The organism is Skermanella pratensis, assembly GCF_008843145.1.
Classification (GTDB): domain Bacteria; phylum Pseudomonadota; class Alphaproteobacteria; order Azospirillales; family Azospirillaceae; genus Skermanella; species Skermanella pratensis.
The window spans coordinates 948,049-967,500 of record NZ_CP030265.1; the positions used below are offsets into that span (position 1 = coordinate 948,049).

Annotated in this window: 19 protein-coding genes (1 of these 19 only partly in view); 13 read left to right on the top strand and 6 right to left on the bottom strand. The window is 68.9% G+C overall.

What is annotated here, in order from left to right:
* Positions 1 to 125: 125 nt before the first annotated feature.
* The 10 genes from DPR14_RS04300 (at position 126) to DPR14_RS04340 (ending at position 9,700) form a co-directional block, all read left to right on the top strand.
* Complete coding sequence (locus DPR14_RS04300; RefSeq protein WP_211103918.1) at positions 126 to 1,388, top strand: inositol-3-phosphate synthase; 1,263 nt, start codon at positions 126 to 128, stop codon at positions 1,386 to 1,388.
* Positions 1,378 to 2,010, top strand: coding sequence for a hypothetical protein (locus tag DPR14_RS04305; protein ID WP_211103919.1), 633 nt, complete (start codon positions 1,378 to 1,380; stop codon positions 2,008 to 2,010). The genes DPR14_RS04300 and DPR14_RS04305 overlap by 11 nt, the downstream gene beginning before the upstream one ends.
* Positions 1,968 to 2,273: a hypothetical protein gene (locus tag DPR14_RS27700; protein ID WP_211103920.1), complete on the top strand. Its 306-nt coding sequence runs from the start codon at positions 1,968 to 1,970 to the stop codon at positions 2,271 to 2,273. Before DPR14_RS04305 ends, DPR14_RS27700 begins: the two co-directional genes overlap by 43 nt.
* Positions 2,270 to 3,421: a class I SAM-dependent methyltransferase gene (locus DPR14_RS04310; RefSeq protein ID WP_192499268.1), complete on the top strand. Its 1,152-nt coding sequence runs from the start codon at positions 2,270 to 2,272 to the stop codon at positions 3,419 to 3,421. Before DPR14_RS27700 ends, DPR14_RS04310 begins: the two co-directional genes overlap by 4 nt.
* A complete protein-coding gene (locus tag DPR14_RS04315; RefSeq protein ID WP_158044070.1) occupies positions 3,421 to 4,422 on the top strand; it encodes a Gfo/Idh/MocA family protein in 1,002 nt (333 codons plus the stop codon). The genes DPR14_RS04310 and DPR14_RS04315 overlap by 1 nt, the downstream gene beginning before the upstream one ends.
* Positions 4,413 to 5,246, top strand: a complete 834-nt coding sequence (locus DPR14_RS04320; protein WP_158044071.1) for an MBL fold metallo-hydrolase — start codon at positions 4,413 to 4,415, stop codon at positions 5,244 to 5,246. The genes DPR14_RS04315 and DPR14_RS04320 overlap by 10 nt, the downstream gene beginning before the upstream one ends.
* Positions 5,243 to 6,703 carry a YcaO-like family protein gene (locus DPR14_RS04325; RefSeq protein ID WP_158044072.1) on the top strand — a complete coding sequence of 487 codons (1,461 nt, stop codon included), beginning with the start codon at positions 5,243 to 5,245 and terminating at the stop codon, positions 6,701 to 6,703. The genes DPR14_RS04320 and DPR14_RS04325 overlap by 4 nt, the downstream gene beginning before the upstream one ends.
* A 26-nt stretch (positions 6,704 to 6,729) precedes the next feature.
* Positions 6,730 to 7,620, top strand: coding sequence for a sugar phosphate isomerase/epimerase family protein (locus DPR14_RS04330; RefSeq protein ID WP_158044073.1), 891 nt, complete (start codon positions 6,730 to 6,732; stop codon positions 7,618 to 7,620).
* A 3-nt stretch (positions 7,621 to 7,623) separates the two neighbouring features.
* Positions 7,624 to 8,895, top strand: a complete 1,272-nt coding sequence (locus tag DPR14_RS04335; protein ID WP_158044074.1) for a glycosyltransferase family 4 protein — start codon at positions 7,624 to 7,626, stop codon at positions 8,893 to 8,895.
* 103 nt (positions 8,896 to 8,998) lie between these two features.
* Positions 8,999 to 9,700: a PIG-L deacetylase family protein gene (locus tag DPR14_RS04340; RefSeq protein ID WP_246148843.1), complete on the top strand. Its 702-nt coding sequence runs from the start codon at positions 8,999 to 9,001 to the stop codon at positions 9,698 to 9,700.
* On the opposite strand, the gene DPR14_RS04345 is transcribed toward DPR14_RS04340, so the two are convergent.
* On the bottom strand, positions 9,687 to 9,986 hold the full coding sequence (locus tag DPR14_RS04345; protein ID WP_158044076.1) for a hypothetical protein: 300 nt from the start codon (positions 9,984 to 9,986) through the stop codon (positions 9,687 to 9,689). The genes DPR14_RS04340 and DPR14_RS04345 overlap by 14 nt on opposite strands.
* Before the next feature lie 151 nt (positions 9,987 to 10,137).
* Here DPR14_RS04345 and DPR14_RS04350 point away from each other — a divergent pair, with 151 nt between their 5' ends.
* Together DPR14_RS04350 and DPR14_RS04355 are read left to right on the top strand one after the other, a co-directional pair.
* A complete protein-coding gene (locus DPR14_RS04350) occupies positions 10,138 to 10,542 on the top strand; it encodes a response regulator (protein ID WP_192499269.1) in 405 nt (134 codons plus the stop codon).
* A gap of 106 nt (positions 10,543 to 10,648) precedes the next feature.
* Positions 10,649 to 10,867, top strand: a complete 219-nt coding sequence (locus DPR14_RS04355; RefSeq protein ID WP_246148845.1) for a hypothetical protein — start codon at positions 10,649 to 10,651, stop codon at positions 10,865 to 10,867.
* A 70-nt stretch (positions 10,868 to 10,937) separates the two neighbouring features.
* Here the strand turns inward: DPR14_RS04355 and DPR14_RS04360 are convergent, their stop codons facing one another.
* On the bottom strand, positions 10,938 to 11,777 hold the full coding sequence (locus DPR14_RS04360) for a hypothetical protein (protein WP_158044078.1): 840 nt from the start codon (positions 11,775 to 11,777) through the stop codon (positions 10,938 to 10,940).
* A gap of 263 nt (positions 11,778 to 12,040) precedes the next feature.
* Here DPR14_RS04360 and DPR14_RS04365 point away from each other — a divergent pair, with 263 nt between their 5' ends.
* Positions 12,041 to 12,838, top strand: a complete 798-nt coding sequence (locus DPR14_RS04365; protein ID WP_158044079.1) for a DUF2243 domain-containing protein — start codon at positions 12,041 to 12,043, stop codon at positions 12,836 to 12,838.
* Positions 12,839 to 12,845: 7 nt separating this feature from the next.
* On the opposite strand, the gene DPR14_RS04370 is transcribed toward DPR14_RS04365, so the two are convergent.
* The 4 genes from DPR14_RS04370 to DPR14_RS04385 form a co-directional block, all read right to left on the bottom strand.
* Entirely contained in the window at positions 12,846 to 13,202 is a 357-nt protein-coding gene (locus tag DPR14_RS04370; RefSeq protein WP_192499270.1) for a hypothetical protein, read from the bottom strand.
* An 89-nt stretch (positions 13,203 to 13,291) separates the two neighbouring features.
* Positions 13,292 to 16,702 carry a TonB-dependent receptor domain-containing protein gene (locus tag DPR14_RS04375; RefSeq protein WP_158044081.1) on the bottom strand — a complete coding sequence of 1,137 codons (3,411 nt, stop codon included), beginning with the start codon at positions 16,700 to 16,702 and terminating at the stop codon, positions 13,292 to 13,294.
* A gap of 206 nt (positions 16,703 to 16,908) precedes the next feature.
* Positions 16,909 to 19,116: a CHASE2 domain-containing protein gene (locus DPR14_RS04380; protein ID WP_192499271.1), complete on the bottom strand. Its 2,208-nt coding sequence runs from the start codon at positions 19,114 to 19,116 to the stop codon at positions 16,909 to 16,911.
* Positions 19,117 to 19,155: 39 nt separating this feature from the next.
* On the bottom strand, positions 19,156 to 19,452 hold the end of the coding sequence (locus tag DPR14_RS04385; protein WP_192499272.1) for a Crp/Fnr family transcriptional regulator. 411 nt of this gene lie beyond the right edge of the window; the window shows 297 of its 708 coding nt (coding positions 412-708); its start codon lies beyond the right edge, outside the window; it ends in the stop codon at positions 19,156 to 19,158.

The following is a 19,452-nucleotide window of genomic DNA, read 5'->3' on the forward strand; positions in this document are numbered from 1 at the left end:
ACGAAACTTCTCACCAATTGGCGAATGTCCTGTTTGGATCTGCCAACCATCCTCCGTTGCCACTGATGCGAGTTCAAAGTCGGCGCGCCCGCGCCCGACGAAATTCCGGAGGATCTATGAGCGAGATGCCTGCACGCCGTCTCGGCGTTGCAATCGTTGGTTTGGGTGGGGCCGTCGCAACGACGGTCGCAGCCGGGCTGGAAATGATCCGCCGCGGCGCCGTCGACCTGTCGGGGTTGCCGCTGGCCGATGTCTCCCACGCCGGACTGGCGCCTTACAAGAACATCAGCCTGGCCGGCTGGGATCTTTATCCGGACGATCTCGCCTCCGCCGTCAGGCAGCACGGCGTCCTGGGGCCGGCCGAACTGGATCTGGTCCGCACCCAGTTGGAAGCGGTCCGACCCTGGCCCGCCATCGGAAACGTGAAGTTCTGCCGCAACGTCGCCGGCCGCGAGGGGGCGAACCTGACCTCCATGCGCGACCAGGTGGCGAGCCTGAAGGACGACCTGACCCGGTTCAAAGCCGACAGCGGCGTCGACGACCTGGTGGTGGTCCACCTCGCCTCGACCGAACGGCTGGTCGATACCAAGCTGCCGCAGTTCGCGACGCCGGAAGCGTTCGAGATGGCTCTCGACGCCGACGATCCGGAGATCGGGCCGGCGATGCTCTATGCCTATGCCGCGATCACCAACGGCATCCCGTACGGAAACTTCACTCCCAGCGTCTCGGCCGACATTCCGGCGCTGAAGGAACTGGCGCGGCGGCGCGGCGTGCCCATCGCCGGCAAGGACGGCAAGACCGGGCAGACCCTGATCAAGACCGTGATAGCGCCGGCGCTGCGCGGGCGCTCGCTGAAGGTGGACGGCTGGTACTCCACCAACATCCTGGGCAACCGGGACGGTTTGGCGCTGGACGATCCGAGTTCGCTGGCGTCCAAGCTGGACACCAAGGGATCGGTGCTCGACAGCATCCTCGGCTACAAGGTCGAGAACCATAAGGTGTTCATCCACTACTATCCGCCGCGCGGCGACGACAAGGAGGCCTGGGACAACATCGACCTGACCGGTTTCCTCGGCCACCGCATGCAGATGAAGATCAACTTCCTGTGCAAGGACTCGATCCTGGCGGCCCCGCTGGTGATCGAGATCGCCCGGTGCCTGGATCTGGCGAAGCAGCGCGGACAGGGCGGCGTGCTGGAGGAACTGGGCGTCTTCTTCAAGGCGCCGCTGATGCCGAACGGTGCCGAGCCGGAGCACGCCTGGCCCGAGCAGGAGCGCCGGTTCCGGGCCTGGCTCGACAGGTCGGCCGGTTCCGGTTCCGGAACCGCCACCGAGCGCAGCGAGCAGTCCCTGAAGGCGGCCGCGGCGAGCCTTGCCGATGTCGGTTGACCGGGCACTGGTCCCGCTGCTGCGGGAGGTCAACGACCTGAAGCGGGTGCGGGCCGCCGGGATCGAGGGAACTCTGGCGGCGCGTGCCTTCCGGCGCACCTGGGCCCGGCTGGTGGCGGGGGACTCCCCCGCCACCGTCGCCCTGCGGGAAACCGCACTGGCTGTGGCCGCCGCCCGGCTCGGCGGCATCGACCGCGCCATGCTGACCCGCGCCGGACTCGACGACGATTCCGCGACCGCTGTCCTTCGGAACGGCTTCGACGCGGTGGCCGGCCCGGTCGATCCGATCCTGGCGGTCACGCTGCGCGACCATCTGGGCGAGCATGAACCCGCCGCCGCCGAGCCGCCGGCCTTCGTCCACGACCTGGAGCGGCAGCCGCGCGCGGGCGCCACCCGGCCGGGACACCCCCGGCTGGTGCTTGAGCCGCCGGAGAGCCATGCCGACCATTGCTTCGTCACGGCCGTTTCGGCGGTGCTGGTCGGCCCTTCCTACGGGGCCGACCCGGCGGGGCCGTTCCTGGCCGGCCTGTGCCACCATTTCCACAACGCCGTCCTTCCCGACAGCGGCTTCGCGGGGAGATGCTGCTGGGCGACCATCTGGACCCGGTCATCAGGACCCTGACCTACGAGATCATCGCGACGCTGCCGGACCATCTGGCCCATGCCTGCGAACAGGCCCGCAAGCTCCTGCCGCACGCGGAAACGCCCGAGGCGAAGGCGTTCCACACGGCGGACGTGATCGACCGCATCCTCCAGATGGACCATTATGCCCGGGCCGCCGGATTCGAGCTGCGCCACGCGGTCGAGGAGATGGAACTGGTCCATGCCGGTCCGCTTCAGGACTTCCAGACAGGCATGCTGCGCAACGTCGGACTGATGCGGTGACGGAAGGCCTGACCCTGCTGAGCCCGACGACCGGCCGGCCGCTGCGCGCCGAAGGTCCGGGCTATCTTGCCGACGGGACGGAGCGCTGGCCCGTTGTGGCCGGCATCCCGTTCCTGCGCACCGGCCGCGAGGGTTTGCGCGATGCGGCGCTGGCGGCGCTCGACCGCGGCGACGAGCGCGCGGCCCTGGCGCTGCTGCTGCGCGACCAGGACGACTGGGCCCGCCTCCCGCCGCCCTCGCTGGACGCCGCCGGAGGCCTCGCCGACGCGGTCGGGCACATGACCCTGCGCGAGACCATGGCGACGCTGAACTTCGGGCCGGTGGCCCACTACTTCGCCCACCGCTGGTCGGCCCCGACATTCCTGTCCGCCCTGGGACTGCTGGAAACCCGCTGGACCGATCCGCCGCTGGTGCTGGAAATCGCCTGCGGCATCGGACAAATCCTGCGCGACCTGAACCGGCGTGGAACGGCCGTGGCCGGGATCGACGTGGTGTTCGCCAAGCTGTGGCTGGCCAAGACTTTCCTGCTTCCCGACGCTCCGCTGGTCTGCGCCGACGTCACGTCGGGCATCCCGGTGGCTCTGCCGGAAGGGACGGCGATCCTGTGCCACGACGCCTTTTACTTCATGCCGGAGCAGGAGCGGATCGCCGGCCATCTGATGCGGGCCGCCGGAGCCTCGGGAACGGTGCTGATCGGACACGCCCACAATGTGCGGTTCGAACACGGCATCGCCGGCCGGCCGCGCACGCCGGAGGAATACGGGGCGCTGTTCCCCGGCTGCCTGCTGTACGACGACGCGGAACTGGCCCGATCCCCGGCCCCGGCCCGCACGGCGGCGGAACTGGCGACGGTCGAGGCGGTCTCGCTCGCCTGGAGCGCCGGGACGGTGGATCCCCGGCCGGTCGACCTGCGCTCGCCGCATCCCGGCGCCAGGCTTCGGCTCAACCCGCTGCTGGAGCGCGACGGGAATCGGCTGCGGCCGGCTTGGCCGACGCCCGCCTTCGCCCGCGAATACGCGGCAGCTACCTATCTGGAGGCCGAGGTGCCGCCCGAAGACCTGCCGGAAGGCACATCCCGGATCGACGACCCCCGGATTCGGGACCTGGCCCGGCGCCGCATCCTGCTCGACCTGCCGGAGCGCTGGTGATGACGGACCGGCATCTGGGCTGGGCCGTGGTCGGGTGCGGCTGGGTCGCCCGCGATTACGTCATCCCGGCGATCCACGCGGCGCGGAACGGCCGCGTCGTGGCGCTGTGCGACCGCGACCCGTCGGGGCTGGGCAGCCTCGGCACCTCGGACCTGGCGGTCGTGCTGTCCGATCCCGCCGTCCAGGCCGTCTATGTCGCGACGCCCAACGACCAGCACATGCCGGTGGTCGTGGCCTGCGCCGCCGCCGGCAAGCATGTCCTGTGCGAGAAGCCGATGGCCACGCATTCGGCCGACGCGGAGATCATGGTCGCCGCCTGCGGGCAAGCCGGGGTGACCCTGGGCATCGCCTACGACCAGCGCTTCCACGCGGCGCATGTCCGCCTTCGGGAACTGGTGGCGGAGGGGGCGCTCGGCACGGTGACCCAGGCCCGCATCTTCTACGCCTGCTGGCTGCCCCCGGACTGGAGCCCCACGGATCGGACTTCCGGCGACCGGCATACCGACAACTGGCGGGCGGACCCCCGCCGGGCGGGGGGCGGCGCCCTGTGGGACCTGGCTCCCCACGGCATCGACCTGCTGGAGGTGCTGCTCGGCGGCTCCTGGGCGGAGCTTCGGGCCCTGGTCCAGCGGCGGGTCCATGATTATGCCGTGGATGACGGAGCCGTGCTGACCGGCCGGTTCGAGGACGGGACGCTGTGCACCATCCAGGTCGCCTACAACTGCCCCGACGCCTATCCCCGGCGGACGCTGGAACTGGTCGGGACCCGGGCGATGGCGGTCGCCACCGACACCATGGGCCAGACGCCCGGCGGCACCCTTTCCCTGATCGACGCCAGGACCGGCGCGCGTTCCGAAGTGCCGGTCCCCGGTGCCGGGCGAAGCCCGTTCCTGAACCAGATCGAGGCGTTCGGCGACGCCGTCCTGGCCGGCCGTCCCTTTCCCTATCCCTCCGAGCGCGACCTGCGCCTGTTCACCCTGATGGAGCGATCATGCCGCTGACCCAGTATGCCTGCTCCCACTGCGGGTTCTGGCAACCCTGGTTTGCCGGGCAGGACCCGATCGGCTGCCCGGTCTGCATGGACGTGCGGAACGCCCTGCCGCCGGACGGCTGGGACTTCCGCACGGTCGAGGACCTGACCGGAAAGGTCACCACCCGCTGGGCCGAGGCGATGCCCGGCATCGTGGGGTTTTCCTGCGAACCGGCGTTCGGCCTCGGCTCGACCGGCTGGCTGCTGCTCCGCGACGAGGGCAACATCGCCTTCGAGGGTGCGCCGTTCTATACGCCGGAGGCGCTGGACGAGATCGAGCGGCTGGGCGGCATCGGCATCCTGGCGGGCTCCCATCCCCACGGGTTCGGCGCGCTGTGGCAACTGGCCGAACGGTTCGACCCGGTCGTCGTGATCCACCGCGACGGGCTGCGCTACACCAAGGCGTTCCGCGTTTCCTGGCCGTCCGACGACGTCCACGCGCTGGCGCCCGGCCTGACCATGATCGCGACCCAGGGCCACTACGAGGGCCATGCCGTGCTGCACGACACCCGCGACCGGGCGCTGTTCTGCGGCGACTGCCTGAAGGTGGACCTGGACGGCGAGGGCCGGCCCGTGGCGCTGAGCTGCCACAAGGGCTTCCACTACCAGATCCCGCTGAGCCACGACGAGGTGCGCCGCTACCGCGCCGTCTTCGCCGAGCTGGATTTCGACCACGTCTTCACCCCGTTCGAGCACGCCGCCGGCGTCACTCGCGCCCACGCGCTGGGCTTGTTCGACCGCCTGCTGGCGGGAGCGCCGAGCACCCGCCCGATCCCGCTGGAGAGCCTCGCATGAGCCTGCAACCCGTCATCGAGGCCTATACCGCGAACCTGCCGCCGGGCGAGCTGGAGCATTTCCGGGTGGACGGGCTGGATCGCATCGGCGTGCCGGTCGTGTTCGCCTGCCACCGGCAACGGGACGGGGCTCAGTTCGACAGCTTCGGCTATGGCGCGAGTTTCGACCAGGCGCTGGTCGGCGTGCTGGGCGAGCTGGCCGAGAATGTCCAGGCCGACTCGGTCCTGCGGAAGGCGGAGCGGGTGCGCGGCAGCTACCGCGACCTCGTGGCAGCGCGCGGGGAACGCGGCGTCTGCGACCCGCTGACCCTGTGCCTGCCGGCCGGCTCCGACTATACCCCGGACAAGTTGCTGACCTGGGTGGCGGCGCGGCGCTTTCCCTCGGGCGAGCCGGTTCTGGTGCCGTACGAGTTCGCCGCCTGCTACCGGTCGCAGCTGGACGGCATCGAGCCTCTGACGACGCCGATCACCAACGGGCTGGGCGCCGGCGACAGCTTCGAGCGGGCGCTGGTCCACGGGCTTCTGGAACTGCTCCAGCGCGACGGCAACTGCATCGGCTTCCGCGCCATGGACCAGGGCCGCGTGCTCGACCTGTCCGGCGTGCGCGATCCCGACACGCTGCGGCTTCTGGCGCGCCTGGACGAGCTGGGCATCGACGTGATCGCCAAGCTGGCCGCGACGGATTTCGGCTTGGTCAACCTCTATGTCGTGGGCTCCGACCGCGACGGGCGCTCGACCGTGCCGATCATGCAGACCGCCTGCGGCGAGGCTTGCGACCTGGACCGCGAGCGGGCGCTGAACAAGGCCCTGCTGGAGTTCTGCTCCAGCCGGTCGCGCAAGGCCATGTCCCACGGCCCGCTGGATCTCGTCGGGCGCATCGCTCCCGAAGGTTACCTGGACCGCTACCGCGCCCGCCACGTCGCCGGCGCCGAGGAGCCGCGCGCGGTCGAGGCCATGGCCGCCTGGTGCGAACTCCCGTCCGGCGAACTGCGCGGGATGCTGTCGGACACCGTGCTGTCGCGGCGGACGACCGAGGCTTTCGCCGACCTGCCGTCCTCGCCCGCCGACACTCCCGCCGAGCGGCTGGAGCGGATCTCCGCCATCCTCACGACGGCGGGATTCGACATCCTCTACCTGGACCTGTCACCGCCCGACGGCGCGATTTCCGCCGTCAAGGCGATCGTGCCGGGGCTGGAGTGCGAGACCATGAGCTATCACCGAATCGGCGAGCGCGGCATCCGCCGCCTGATGGAGCGGGGCAGCCCCCTTGCCGGCGTCGGGACCCCGCCGGACGGGGCCGCCGCCGTGCCGCTGCCGCCCGATGCGGTCGAGCGGCTGGGCGGTCCGGGCTGGCTCGACGCCGCCGGCATCGACCGGATCGTCGGCCCGCTCTACCCGCTGTACCGCGAGCCGGAAAGCCACGCCGTCCGCTTCGCGCTCGAAGCGGCAAGATCCTGAAAAGAACAAAGCCGAGAGGCCCGGACATGCCCCTGCGTTTCGCCTACAACACCAACGGCGCCGCCAACCACCGGCTGGACGACGCGCTCACCCTGATCGCCGACAGCGGCTATGACGGGGTGGCCCTGACCCTGGACCATCATCATTTCGACCCGTTCGCCCCGGACCTGGAGGGCAGGGCGGAGGCCTTGGGATCGCGTCTGCGCAGCCTGGGGCTCGGCCTCGTGATCGAGACGGGCGCGCGCTACCTGCTCGACCCCCGCGTCAAGCACGAGCCGACCCTGCTGAATCCATCGGCCGAAGGGCGTGCCCTCCGCGTCGACTTCCTGACCCGCTGCGTCCGGATCGCGGCCATCTGCGAGGCGGAGGCCGTCTCCTTCTGGGCCGGCGTGCCGCAGCCGGGCGTCGTTCCCGCGACCGCCTGGGACTGGCTGGTCGAGGGCGTCGCCCAGGTCGCCGAGGCGGCGGCCGCGGACGGCGTCACCGTTGCGCTGGAGCCGGAACCCGGCATGCTGGTGGAGACCGTGGACGATTACGGCAGGCTCAGGGCCGACCTGGCGGAGCGCACGCCGGCACCGCTGCGCCTGGCGCTCGACACCGGTCACCTGCTGGTCACCGGCGAACGCGATCCCGCCGCCGCCGTGGGGGAGTTCGCCGGCGACCTCGGCACCGTCGCGATCGAGGACATGCGCCGGGGCGTCCACGAGCATCTCCCCTTCGGCCGGGGCGACATGGACATCCCGGCCGTGCTGGCGGCGCTGGACGCGATCGGGTTCGACCGGCTGGTCTGCGTCGAGCTGTCGCGGGAGAGCCACCGTGCCCACCTCGCCGTTCCCGAAAGCCTCCGGTGGCTGGAATCGCGGCTTCCCGCCGCGTCCGGCCAATCCCTTCGCCAAGCTTTTCGCCGGAGTGCCTGACCCATGCGGATCTGCTTCATCAGCCGGCGCTTCTTCCCCGCGATCTCGGGCATGAGCGTCTATGCCGCCAACCTGCTGCGCGAACTGGTGGCCGGCGGCCATGACGTCGTGATGATCTCCCAGTACCGCAACGACCCGGCGGGCTCCGCCGTCTACGGCGGCGGCCCGCCGCCCGCGGTGCCCGGCGTCAAGGTGATCGGGCTGGAATCCCTGGGCGAGCAGGAGGTCGGCCACGGCCGTCCGGCCGATTTCGAAGCCGACATGGAGGCGATGGTCGCCACGGCCCTGGCCGAACATGCCGCCGAGCCGTTCGACCTGGTCCACGCCCAGTACGGGTATCCCTGCGGCCTTGCGGCGCTGGAGGTCAGCCAGCGGCTGGACATCCCGAACGTCGTGTCGATCCAGGGGGGCGACGGCCACTGGGTCGGCACCTGCTGCGCCACCCACAAGCAGGCCATGCTGGCGGTTCTGAACCATGCCGGCGCCCTGATCATCGGCAGCAAGAGCTTCGCCGAGGAGGTCCGCGACCACCACGGCACCGACCTCGACCGCTTCGTCATCGTGCCGGGCGCTACCGACACCGAGCGCTTCCGTCCCCGGGCCGACCGCGACATCGGCGACCTGCAGGACGCTCCGGTGCTGCTCTACCACGGCCGCGTCGACCGCCGTAAAGGCGTGATGGAACTGCTCGACGCCTTCGCCCGGCTTCGGGAGGCGAGACCCACGCTGCGGCTGATCGTCTCGGGCATCGGGCCGGACGTGCAGGCGGTACGGGAGCGGGCATCCTCCGCGGAGTTCGCCGGGGCGGTGACCCTGACCGGCCATGCCGATTATTTCGCCGCCGCCGAGGTCTACCGCCGGGGCGACGTCTTCGTCTCGCCCACATACTCGGAAGGCTTCTCCAACACCATCCTGGAGGCCATGGCGAGCGGCCTGCCGATCGTCTCGACCAATGCCGTCGGCGTGGTCGATTGCCTCACCGACGGCTCCAACGCCCTGCTGGTGGAACCGCGCGACGTGGACGGCCTGGCATCCGCGATCGGCCGGATGCTCGACGACGGAGCCTTGCGCCGGCGGCTGGCCCACCAGTCCCTGGAGGAGGTCCGCAGCCTCTATTCCTGGCACGCGATCGGCCGCCGCATCCAGGAAATCTATGCCCAGGTCCGGGGAACGAGGCCGGACACCACCTGGACCGGCACCTATGATCCGGCCGCGGTGACGCGGGAGACCGCCGATCCGACCTGCCGGTTCCGGGCGGCCCCGCATCTGCTTTAGACCTGCCCATACCAGAGGAGGCGCCCCACGTGCCGTCACGCGCAGCGCTGTTCATCTCCCCCATCTCGACGACGTCGCCTTTTCCTGCGCCGGGACGCTGGCCATGCTCAAGGCGGCGGGCTGGCGGACCGTGCTCGCCACCGTCTTCACACGGTCGGTGCCGAGTCCCACCGGGTTCGCGCTCGCTTGCCAGACCGACAAGGGCTTGGCTCCGGAGGTGGACTACATGGCGGTCCGGCGGGAGGAGGACGCCGCGTTCGGGCGGACGCTGGGAGTGGACGAGGTCCACTGGCTCGACCTGCCCGAGGCGCCGCACCGGGGCTACGGCTCCGCCGTCGAACTCTTCTCGGCCATCCGGCCGGGGGACGAGGTCTGGCGGGAGGCGGCACACCGGATCGGCGCTCTTGCCGACCGGGTCGAGCCGGACCTGATGTTCGCCTGTCAAGCGATCGGCAACCATGTGGACCACCGGCAGACCGTCAGGGCGATGGTCCGCCTGGGCCGGCCCGCCGCCTGGTACAGGGACCTTCCCTACGTGATCCGGGCTCCGGAAGAGGCGCCGCCGCCGGGACTGCCCGGCGGGCTGGTGCCGCTGGCGATCCCCGTCTCCGACCATCTCCCGGCCAAGGTCGCCGGGGCCTGCTGCTACGCCACCCAGCTTCCTTTCCAGTTCGGCGGGGCGGACCGGGTCGGTTCGGCGCTGACGTCCTTCGCCGCCTACGAGGCGGGAAAGGCCGGCCGGGCCGGCCATGCCGAGCGCTTCCTGATCGACCCCCTTGCGGCCAAGTCCGTCAGTTCTGCATGACGCCGGTGCCGGGGGCCGCCGCCTGCGCCGCCGCCGACCGGCGCCGCAGCCAGACGGTCAAGTAGGTGCCAAGGCAGCCGCCGGCGCACATGAACAGGATGTAGACCGAATTCTCGGCGTACTGGACGACCACGGCGGCGCTCAGCATGTGCCAGACGAAAGCCAGCACCGCGGCCATTTCCGCCTGCATCGAGACGATGTAGTAGGTGTAGCGTGCGTAAAGGAAATCCAGCGCGAACGCGGACAGGAAGACGGCGGCGGCGATCGTCGGGCTGATGTCGAACATGGCTGCGGGCTTTGCGAAAGATGTTGTCCTGGAGACTGCCCGCGGGTTATCGCGCATTAAGGTTAACTCTAAGTAAACTACGGCGGCGTGATATGTTGCCGTCCGGCGGGTTATGGTTGACAACCCACCTCCGGAGCCCGATCACCGATCCATGAGAATACTGCTGCTAGAAGGCGACCTCATTCTGGCTGAAGCCGTTGCGGAGGCCTTGCGCGGGGCCGGATACGACCCGATCGGCCCCGTCACCGAAGTGGATGAAGCCATCACCCTGGCGGAACAGTTCCGCCCCGATCTGGCGCTGATCAACATCGACCTTCCGGCCGGGCGCGGGCTGGGCGTCGTTGTCGCCCGGACGATCGCCCGCAACTGGAACATCAAGTCGCTGTTCACCGCGGGCGACAAGGAGATCGCGCGGCGGAACCGCGACGTCGCCTTCGGATACCTCGCCGGTCCCGCGACGGTCAGCGAACTGGTCGAATGCATCGAGGCGATCCGGCTGATCCGCAAGGGGGAGTTCCCGATGCGGATCCCGAAGCGGCTGTCGCCGTTCCTGTGACGGAGCCTATGCTGCGCCGCAGCAAAAGCGTCGTTTTGTCACAATCCCGATGGGCAGGTCTGCGCTTATCGTGTTTGCTGCATTGCAGCATAACGCGAGGTATCCGATGCTCGTCACGCTCTCGATGGTGTTTTGCCTGATCGCCGATCCGACCCAGTGCCGGACGGTCACTCCCCTGATCTCCGACGACCAGTATCTCACCATGTCGAACTGCCCCATCGCGGGGCAGACCGAGGGAGCCCGGTGGGTCGGCGAGCATCCGAATTACCGCATGACCCGTGTGCGCTGCCAGATGGGGAACAAACCGAAAGAACGGAGCGCCTGATTCCGCCGGCCTGTACACCCTCGCCGGCGCGTTCCGCCGGCGAGGGTGTCCTGGATCAGGTCGTGACGGATCAGGTCGTGACGTTGATGCTGATCGCCGCCGTAGTGCCGGTCGAGATGCTGCCGGACAGCAGGTTCAGGCTGACATTCGTGGTCATGCCGGGCGTCCCGTTGTCGTAGGACGTGCTGATCACCGATGCCGACTTGCCGTCGCTGGTCAGCGCCATGAAGCGCTTGGGATCGATCGCGATGTTGTTGGCGGTGGTGGTCGAGTTGTCCGCCGCGGTGAAGGAGCGCAGCGAATAGGTGTTGGTCACGCCGCCGTCCGCCGAAGTCAAGTCGAAGAAATCCGACATCTTCAAGCCGCGTGTCCCGAAGCCGAACAGTTCGGACTCGTTGTTAAGGAAGCCGTCGGCGTTGACGTCGTAGCCCAGCATGGTCTGGGAGTTGAAGCCGCCGAACTTGTCGGCCGCCGACTTGTACGCGTCGTACGCACGCGACTGGAAGGCGTCGAGGTACTTCTGCTTCGTCGTCGGGTCGGTGATCCAGGTGGGATCCTCCGCGGTCGGGTAGGCGCCCTGCTTCAACTCCAGGAAGACGGCGGAGTCCATGGTGTCGAAATTGACCAGCGAGCCGAACTTGGCGGCGTTGTCGCTCGTCAGGTTCGTGGCGGTGACCGAGATGTCGCCGTTGAGCTTGCCGCTGCTGTAATCATAGGAGAGCGCGTTGCCCAGGGTGGAGAACTTCTGCTCCTTGACCGCGGTTCCGCTCTCCGTGAACTTGGCGGCGGCTTCCGCCTGCCGTTCCGGCGTCAGGGAGTCCCAGATCCTCTTGCGGTCGTCCGTTGCGAGCCGCAGGTTCGAGAGATACCCGGAAGGCATGCTGGCTGCGGTTGCCGAGGTCGTAGACATCGCCCACTCTCCAATCCTATGCGTTCTGCGTCGGACCAATGCAAATGGTGTGCCTCAGTTTTCGATGCACGGCGCAAGAGTATAACAAGCGCCGCGGATTCGCAAGGGAGACCGGAGCCGGCTATTCCTGCTACCCGCCGCGGCAAGTCTTGCCGGGCCACTCGCGGTCCGGGCGGCGCTGTTTGCCGGGTCGGGGGAACCGGAACCGCTCGACGCTGTTGCGATGTACGACCCTCAGGTTCATCGAAGGCCGCTCCCCCGCCATGCCCGCGCCCAGTGCGAAACGATCGTCGGTGCCGTTCAGCCCAAGCTTCCGATGGGCCGGATACCTGCTGGGCTTTGCCTTCGGCGGGTTCTTCGACGGCATCCTGCTGCACCAGATCCTGCAATGGCACCATCTGCTGAGCGGACTGGACAGTCCCGCGCTGGCGGACATCCAGGTGCAGATCCTCGCCGACGGCCTGTTCCATCTCGCCATGTACGCGGTCGCCGGGGCGGGGCTCTGGCTGCTTTGGCGGACCCGGCGGGAGTTCGGCGGGGACGGAGCGGACAGGCTGCTGTTCGGCACCTTTCTGATCGGCTTCGGCGTCTGGCATATCGTGGACGCCGTCCTGAACCACTGGATCCTTGGACTGCACCATATCCGCATGGACAGCGACAGCCCGCTGATCTGGGACATGGTCTTCTTCGCGTTCGGGATCGCGGTGACTGCCGCCGGGTGGCTGACCCTGCGGAGCGGACCGAACGGCGGGGGAGGGCGGAGCAGAGGGGGCCTGGCGGCATCCGTGCTGACCCTGGCCGTCGTGATCGCCGGCCCCGTGGCGCTCCTGCCGCCGGCCGGCGTATCGACGGTGACGGCGCTGTTCCCGCCTGGCACCGCTCCCGGAGCGGTGCTGGCCGCCGCGGCGACCGTCGACGGCCGCGTGATCGCGGGCGCCGACGGGGTCTGGATCATCGACGTGCCGGACAGACTCCGGGCGCTCGCGCTGTACCGCGAGGGCGCCGTCCATGTGGGCGGATCGCTCTTCCCGATCGGCTGCTTCTCGGCCGGGCTGTCGTAAGCCGGGCTCAGCCCGGGGTGCAGCCCGGCGGCATCAGGTACAGCGAGCCGTCGGCGCGCTTGATCACGTAGCAGTTGGAGCCTTCGTAGGCCAGGATCGACAGGCTGTTGAACCCCCGCAGCCCCTTCAACTCCTTGGGAAGGTTGCCCGGCGGTATCTTCACGGGCTTGCCCTTGGCCGGAGAGTTCGGGTGGTCCTCGACCAGCGCGCCGACCAGTTCACCCCTGCTGTTCAGGATCAGCGCCAGCGTCGGATCGGGAATGCCCGCCTTCCGCAGCGCATCGACCGTCGTCTGGTCGAGTTGGGCTGTCGGCAGGTCGGACAGCGTGACGGCGGTCTGCGCGACGGCAGGGACGGATGTCATGAACAGGGCAGCGAAGACTCCTGCCGCGGCAATCCTCAGGAATGAACAAGGCATGACGGTCGCTCCTTGAGATAGAGGATCTTCAGGGTTCAGAAAGTAAGGGAAAGCCGTCCCAGCACCGTGCGCGCCGGGATGAAGCGTGGTCGTGTCATCGAGTTGGTGACCGAGTCGAGATCCTGGTACAGGAATTCTTCGTCTAAAATGTTCCGGACTTCAAGGCTGATCGATCCCCGGCGGTTGGGAAGCCGGAAGCCGAGCGATGCATCGACCGTGACGAAATTTTCGCGTGTCTGATCGAAGGACTGCGGCAGGCGCTCCTCGACCTGCTGGCTCACGAAGTTCGCCCCGACGCGGGCGAACAGGCCGTTGTCGGCGAAATAACGGACCTGGACCGGCACCGTCAGTGTGCGCAGCTCCGCGATGTCGACCTGCGGGTTGGCATTGTCGATGTCCTCCCACTGCGCTTCCACCGAGACCGCCCAGTCCCGGGAGGCGGCCCAGTAGAGATAGGCCCGTGTCTCGTCCTCCGTGCGCTCGTCGGTCCGGTACTCCGGCGGGTCGCGCTGCTCGACCAGCGGCACGTCGAGATCGCGGCGGACATACTCGATACCGCCGAAGACCGAACCGAAGGTCCCGCGGGCCAGCGTCGTATCGAGGCCGATGCCTTTGATCCAGGCGCTGGTCTGGTTGAACTCGTCGGTGAACTGGTTGAAGCCGGCGATCTGGGTCGGCTCCAGGGTCTGGTCGACGATCAGGAGCCGCTTGAAGGTCCGGAAGGCCGCGGCGCGCAGCCGCAGCCGGTCGGTGACGTCCCACTGGATGCCGGCTTTCGGATTGACCTCGCTGAAGTCGAGCACGCCGTTCTCGAATTTGTCGCCGCTGAGGCCGAGCGTCACGATCACGTCGCGCAAGGGGGTCAGGTTGACGTAGCCGTAGGCGTTGGTCTGCCGGTTCGTGAACCGTTCGGTGCTCGGAAAGCTCAGGCCCAGCGCCGGGATCTCGAAGGTCGAGACGTTCCTCTGGCGGATGCTCGCGAAACCGCCGCCCGCCGTCACGTTGAACAGGTCGCCCCGGTAGATGCCCTGGACTTGCGTATCGGTACCGGTCTGCCTGATGTCGTCCGTGAAGGTGAAGTCCTCCTCGGCCTGGACCTGATGGGACTCCCGGTCGCTGACGATCACCGAGGCCAGCAGGTCCACGCGCGGCGTCGGCGAGTAGCGCAAGCCGACGCGGGCGGTGTCCTGGTCGATGTCGGTCCGGCTGTCGCGCGAGAAGTCGTCCGGGTCGAAGTTCTGCGCCAGGTCGCCCTGTTCGCTGCGGCGGGACCGCAGTTCCGCCTGGAGGCTCAGGGTATCGGTCAGCGCCGCTTGGCCGAACAGCGTATAGATGTCGTACTCGACGTCGTTGTTCTCGCGATAGCCGTCGCTCTGGTAGTGGAACTGGCCGGCGCTGAAGGCCGCCCGTCCCACGATGCCGGACAGCGTCAGCTCGTCGGCGCGGGTGCCAAGGTTTCCGACGATGCCGGTGGCGTTCAGGCGGATCTGGTCACGCTCGAACAGGGCCCCGTACTCGTTGAACCCGGCCTCCGACGGAAGGGCGCCGGGCAGGATGTGCAGGTCGGTCGTGCTCAGGCTGGGCTGCACCGGGTCGATGGTGATCGGCTGGAGAAGCTGTGACCGGAGCAGGGCGCTCGACCTGGCGATCTCGTGCCGTTCCTGCTGTCCGTAGAGGTCGGACAGGAAACGCTCGACCGACGCGTTGCCGGGATCGGCGGCGAGCGACGCCGACCCCACGGGCAGGCCGAGGCGCTCGAATCCCAAGTCGCCGTAGATCCGGCCCAGCCCGGCGCCGCGGGTCGCCAGATCCTCGTTCAGCAACAGGCGCGAGCGGAAGGGTGCCCGGTTGTCGTTCAGCTCGATGGAGCGCTGGATCTCCGCCAGAGCCTCGACCGGCTGGTTGGCCGTCCGCAGCCGCAAACCTTCGAAGAGGAAGGGCGTCGGATCGTTCGGGTCGAGCTGCTTGGCGATCCCGTACTGTCCCGCCGCGCGGTCGTCGCGCCGTTCCTCGTCGTAGCCGCGGCCGAGATAGCTGCGGATCAGGGCGTTCTCGGTGTCCAGCCCGGCGGCGATTTCAATCTCGTTGCGTCCCGCCTCCAGGCGGCCCTGCCGGATCAGGGTCAAGCCCAGTCCCAGGCGGGGCTGCGGGTCTGCCGGCTCCAGCCGGATCGCGCGCTCGAACACCGCCTGCGCTTCCTGCGGCCGCTGGCGCACCAGCGCCGCGAAGCCCAGCACCGTCTGCGCCTGGCCCAGGTTCGGCGCCAGCTCGGCCGCCGCGCGCGCCGACCGTTCCGCTTCGCTCCTGTAGCCCAGGGTCAGCAGGATCTCGGCCAGCCGCGCGCGGGCCAGGGCATCGCCCGGCTGCGCCGCGACCGCTTCCTCCATGGTGGAGCGCGCCGCCTCCAGGTCGAGGGCGGCCTGCTGCGCATAGGACAGGGCGATCCGGGGCGGGGCGGAGCGGGGATCCAGCTCGACCGCCCGGAGGCCATCGGCCAGCGCCGGTTCCGTCTCGTTCTGGGCGACGCGGATGACGCTGCGCAGCGCCAGCGCGTCGGCGTTTCCGGGAGCCCGCGACAGCATGGCCTCGACCCCGGCGCGGGCTTCCCCGACCCGGCCGACTTCGAGCAGCAGCGACTGGCGGAACAGGGCGATGCGGTCGGCGACCGGCCCCGACGCGCCCGCTCCCTCCGCGGCGGCGCGGTCGAGCCGGGCGATGGCGCCTGCGAAATCACCCTGGCGTCGGAGCGCCAGCGCGTCGGCGATGGGGGCCGGCAGGTCCCCGGAGCCGGCCGACGGAGCGGCGGCGACCTCGGTTAGGATCGGCTGGTAATACAGCGTCCAGCGAGCCGCGTCGCGTGGACGGACCGCCACGCCCTGTACCGGCGCCGCGCCGGCGCGCGCCTCGGCCGTCCCCGCCGCGGCGAGGGTGACGGCGCCCCGGGCGTTGCTGGCGCGCACCTTGCCGTCGAATACCGTGACCGATGCCCGGTTCGCCTCGGCGAGCACCAGGAACTCCGTGCCCTCCACCGACGCGTTCACGAAAGGCGTGTCGATGCTGAGGCTGCGCGGGCGGTGGCTGAAGACCTGCATGATGCCCTTGATCAGGTCCAGCACCGACGGCTCGTCCACCGGCACCGCCCCGACCTGCAGCGTCGTCTCCTGGTCCAGGCGGAGCACCGAGTCGTTGGTCAGCGCGATGGCGGCCCGGCTGTACTTGCCGGTGCGCACCGTGTCGCCGGCGCACAGCGGATCCTCGATCGCGGCGGAACGCCACGAGCCATCCCCGGTCCTGCGCTCTACGCCTCCTTCCACCGACGCGATGCGCCCGACCGGCGCCGCGCAGCTTGCGTCGATGGACTGTGCCGCGGCGGGCGCCGCAGCGGCCGTTATGCCGGCGGCCAGCAATGCCAGTACCGAGGACTTGGGAGACTTGATGGTTATCATGGAATTCGAGCCTATGAAATAGCGGGATCCATTGACCCGAATGGTCGATCAGGGTAACTGAGCTCACCCGGTGCGGATCTGCCACAAGAACTATTAGCGTGCGCTTGCAACCTTTGATGCCGCACATGGCCCTTCAGCGGACATTATTTAAATCATGCGATATAGTACGTTCAAGCTAAAATTGCCTCAGTCATATGTCCGCTTTGTCATTTGACTTCGAGGCGGACTATGGCCGCATCGTCGTCGGCTGATTTACCGACAGACAGGTTCATACACCGGTTCAGGTGGAAGCGTGCCGGTCCATCGTTGGGGAATTCTTCGAGTACTTGGCGGAACAGGCCGACAGCCTCCGGCAGGTGGCCGGACTCGCAGGCCTCCAGGGCATCGCCGAAGCAGGCGGTCAGCCTGAGCTGGTCGGGTGTGGCCTCTTCCCGGCGCGCGATCAGCTCGTGGACGTCGAGTGCACCCGCTTTTCCCATCAGCCGGAAACGGCCGACCCGGCGGGTCAGGATTTCGCCGCCGAGATCGCCGACCACGGCGTCGGACGCCAGCAGCCTGGTTCCCAGGTGCTTGTTCAGCCCTTCGATGCGGGACGCGGTGTTGGGAATGTCGCCGACAACGCTCCAGGCGAAATGGCCCTTGCCGCCGACATTGCCGACCATGATCCAGCCGGCGTGCAGGCCGACCCGGGTCGGCATGGTGCGCCCGGGATTCTGGCGATTGAACCGTTCGACCGCATGGGTAAGGTCGAGCGCCGCCAGGGTGGCGCGCAGGCGGGGCTCGCGCTCCGGATTGGTGGCCGTCCACACGCTCATGACGCCGTCGCCGACCACGTCGGTGACCGTGCCGCCGTTGGCCTGGATCGGTTCGAACACGGCTGCGAAATAGGAGTCCAGCAGTGACGCCAGGTCGCGGGGAGTCATCGTTTCGGCGAGGGTCGTGAATCGCTCGGCGTCGGAGGCGACGCAGGCGCCATAGAGAAGGTCCCGCGCCCCGACAGGATTGATCGGGCTGTGCGCCAGATCGGCGGCGACCCGTTCCGGCAGGTAGTAGCGGATCGCCTCGGCGACGTTGCGGCGTTCCCGGTTGGCCGTGAGATACTGCCACAGCAATCCGCCGAACAGCGCCACCGGGACCTGGACCAGCATCGGAACGGCCACCGGCAGCCAGAGCTGCGACTGGCCGAACAGGGTCGCCGCGGCCGCGATCCAGCCGGCCGCCAGGAGCACCGTTGCCACGACGGCCAAGGTCGCCGGCAGGAGATAGGCCAGGAGGCCGATTGCGACGCCGAAGCCGACCACCAGTCCGAACTCCGCCGGTCGGCCCGGGGTCTTCAGGGTGGTGTTCTCCAGCAGATTGCCGAAAGCCGTCGCCGCGATCTCCACTCCGCTGATGTCGACGCCGTCGCTGGTGGAGAACACCGTATAAAAGGTGTCCAGGTTGGACGGCGTGCGCTCGGCGACGCCGATGAACACGGTCCGGCCCGTCAGGTCCGGCACGTCACGGCCTTCTATGAGGTCGGCGAAGGGGATGGTGGTCACCGTACCCGGCGGACCATAGAAGTTCAGGTAATAATGTTGCGGACCGTAATGCAGGCGGTCCATGGCCTCCAGCAGCCGGCGGTCGCGGTCATCGAGGCGGCCCGACGGCGGCGGCAGGCGCGCCGCCAGCCCGGCATCCTGGAGAAAGGCGCGCCGCACCGCCTGGGAGGCGCGCTGGACGGCGCCCGGTTCGTCCAGGAGATCGTTGTCCGGCGGCAGGTTCTCCAGTCCGGGAACGTCGGCCTCCCGCAGGCGGCTTAGCCAGGCCGGGTGCAGCGCCTCGGCATGCACCTGGAGGGCGGCGGCGGGCAGCGTCAGCCGGTCACCTTCCTTGAACGTCCAGAACTCGTTGGTCCGGGCGGCCACCTTGGGCAGCGGGAAGGGGGCCAGGGCGGCGGCGGCCTTGGCGAAGGGTTCGATCGGCGGCACCGATTTCAGGATCGCCATCTGGCCGGCCGGCTTGCCCTGGGCGTCCGTGACGACCAGTTCCTCCCGCTCCATGGCCTCGACCAGGATGACCGAACGCGCCGCGGCGATGGACCGGCTCAGGGCACCGTCCTGGATGATGTCAGTGGGTGTTTCGAGCGTCAGGTCGATCGCTATGGCGGTGGCGCCGCGCCGCTTGAGGTCGTCGATCATCCGCGCGCGCAGCGCGCGCGGCCACAGGCGGACCTGCGGCGGAAGGCTCAGCCTCCGGGCGGACTGGCGGTCCAGGGTGACAAGCGCCACATCGGCCGGCGGCGGCACGGGACCCCGCAGCTTGAACAGCCACGCGAGGCCGAACTCCTCCTCCATCACGCGTCCGACCGGGCTGAGAGCGAGCAAAAGCGCGATGCCAGCCGTGATCAGGGCGAGCACGACCGCGTTCTGCATCCGCCTCATCGAAGGCGGAGCCGTCATTCCTTGGCGCGGTCATGGACCATCGGCGCCGCCTCCGGAGTCGTCGTCTATGCCGGACAATGACCGCAATTCCGCCAAGTCGTGGATGGTGACGGTACCGGCGGAGAATCCTACCACGCCGTCGCGACGCCATATAGACAGTTGCTTGTTCACGCTCTCGCGCGTCATTCCGACGAAGGCGGCGAGTTCCTGCTGCGATAGCCGCACATCTATCTGTATGCCGGTCTCAACCGTCTTGCCGAACCGCTCCGCCAAGCGAACCAGACATCGCGCCAGCCGGGGCTGGAGGTCCAGGAACAGGGCGTCCTC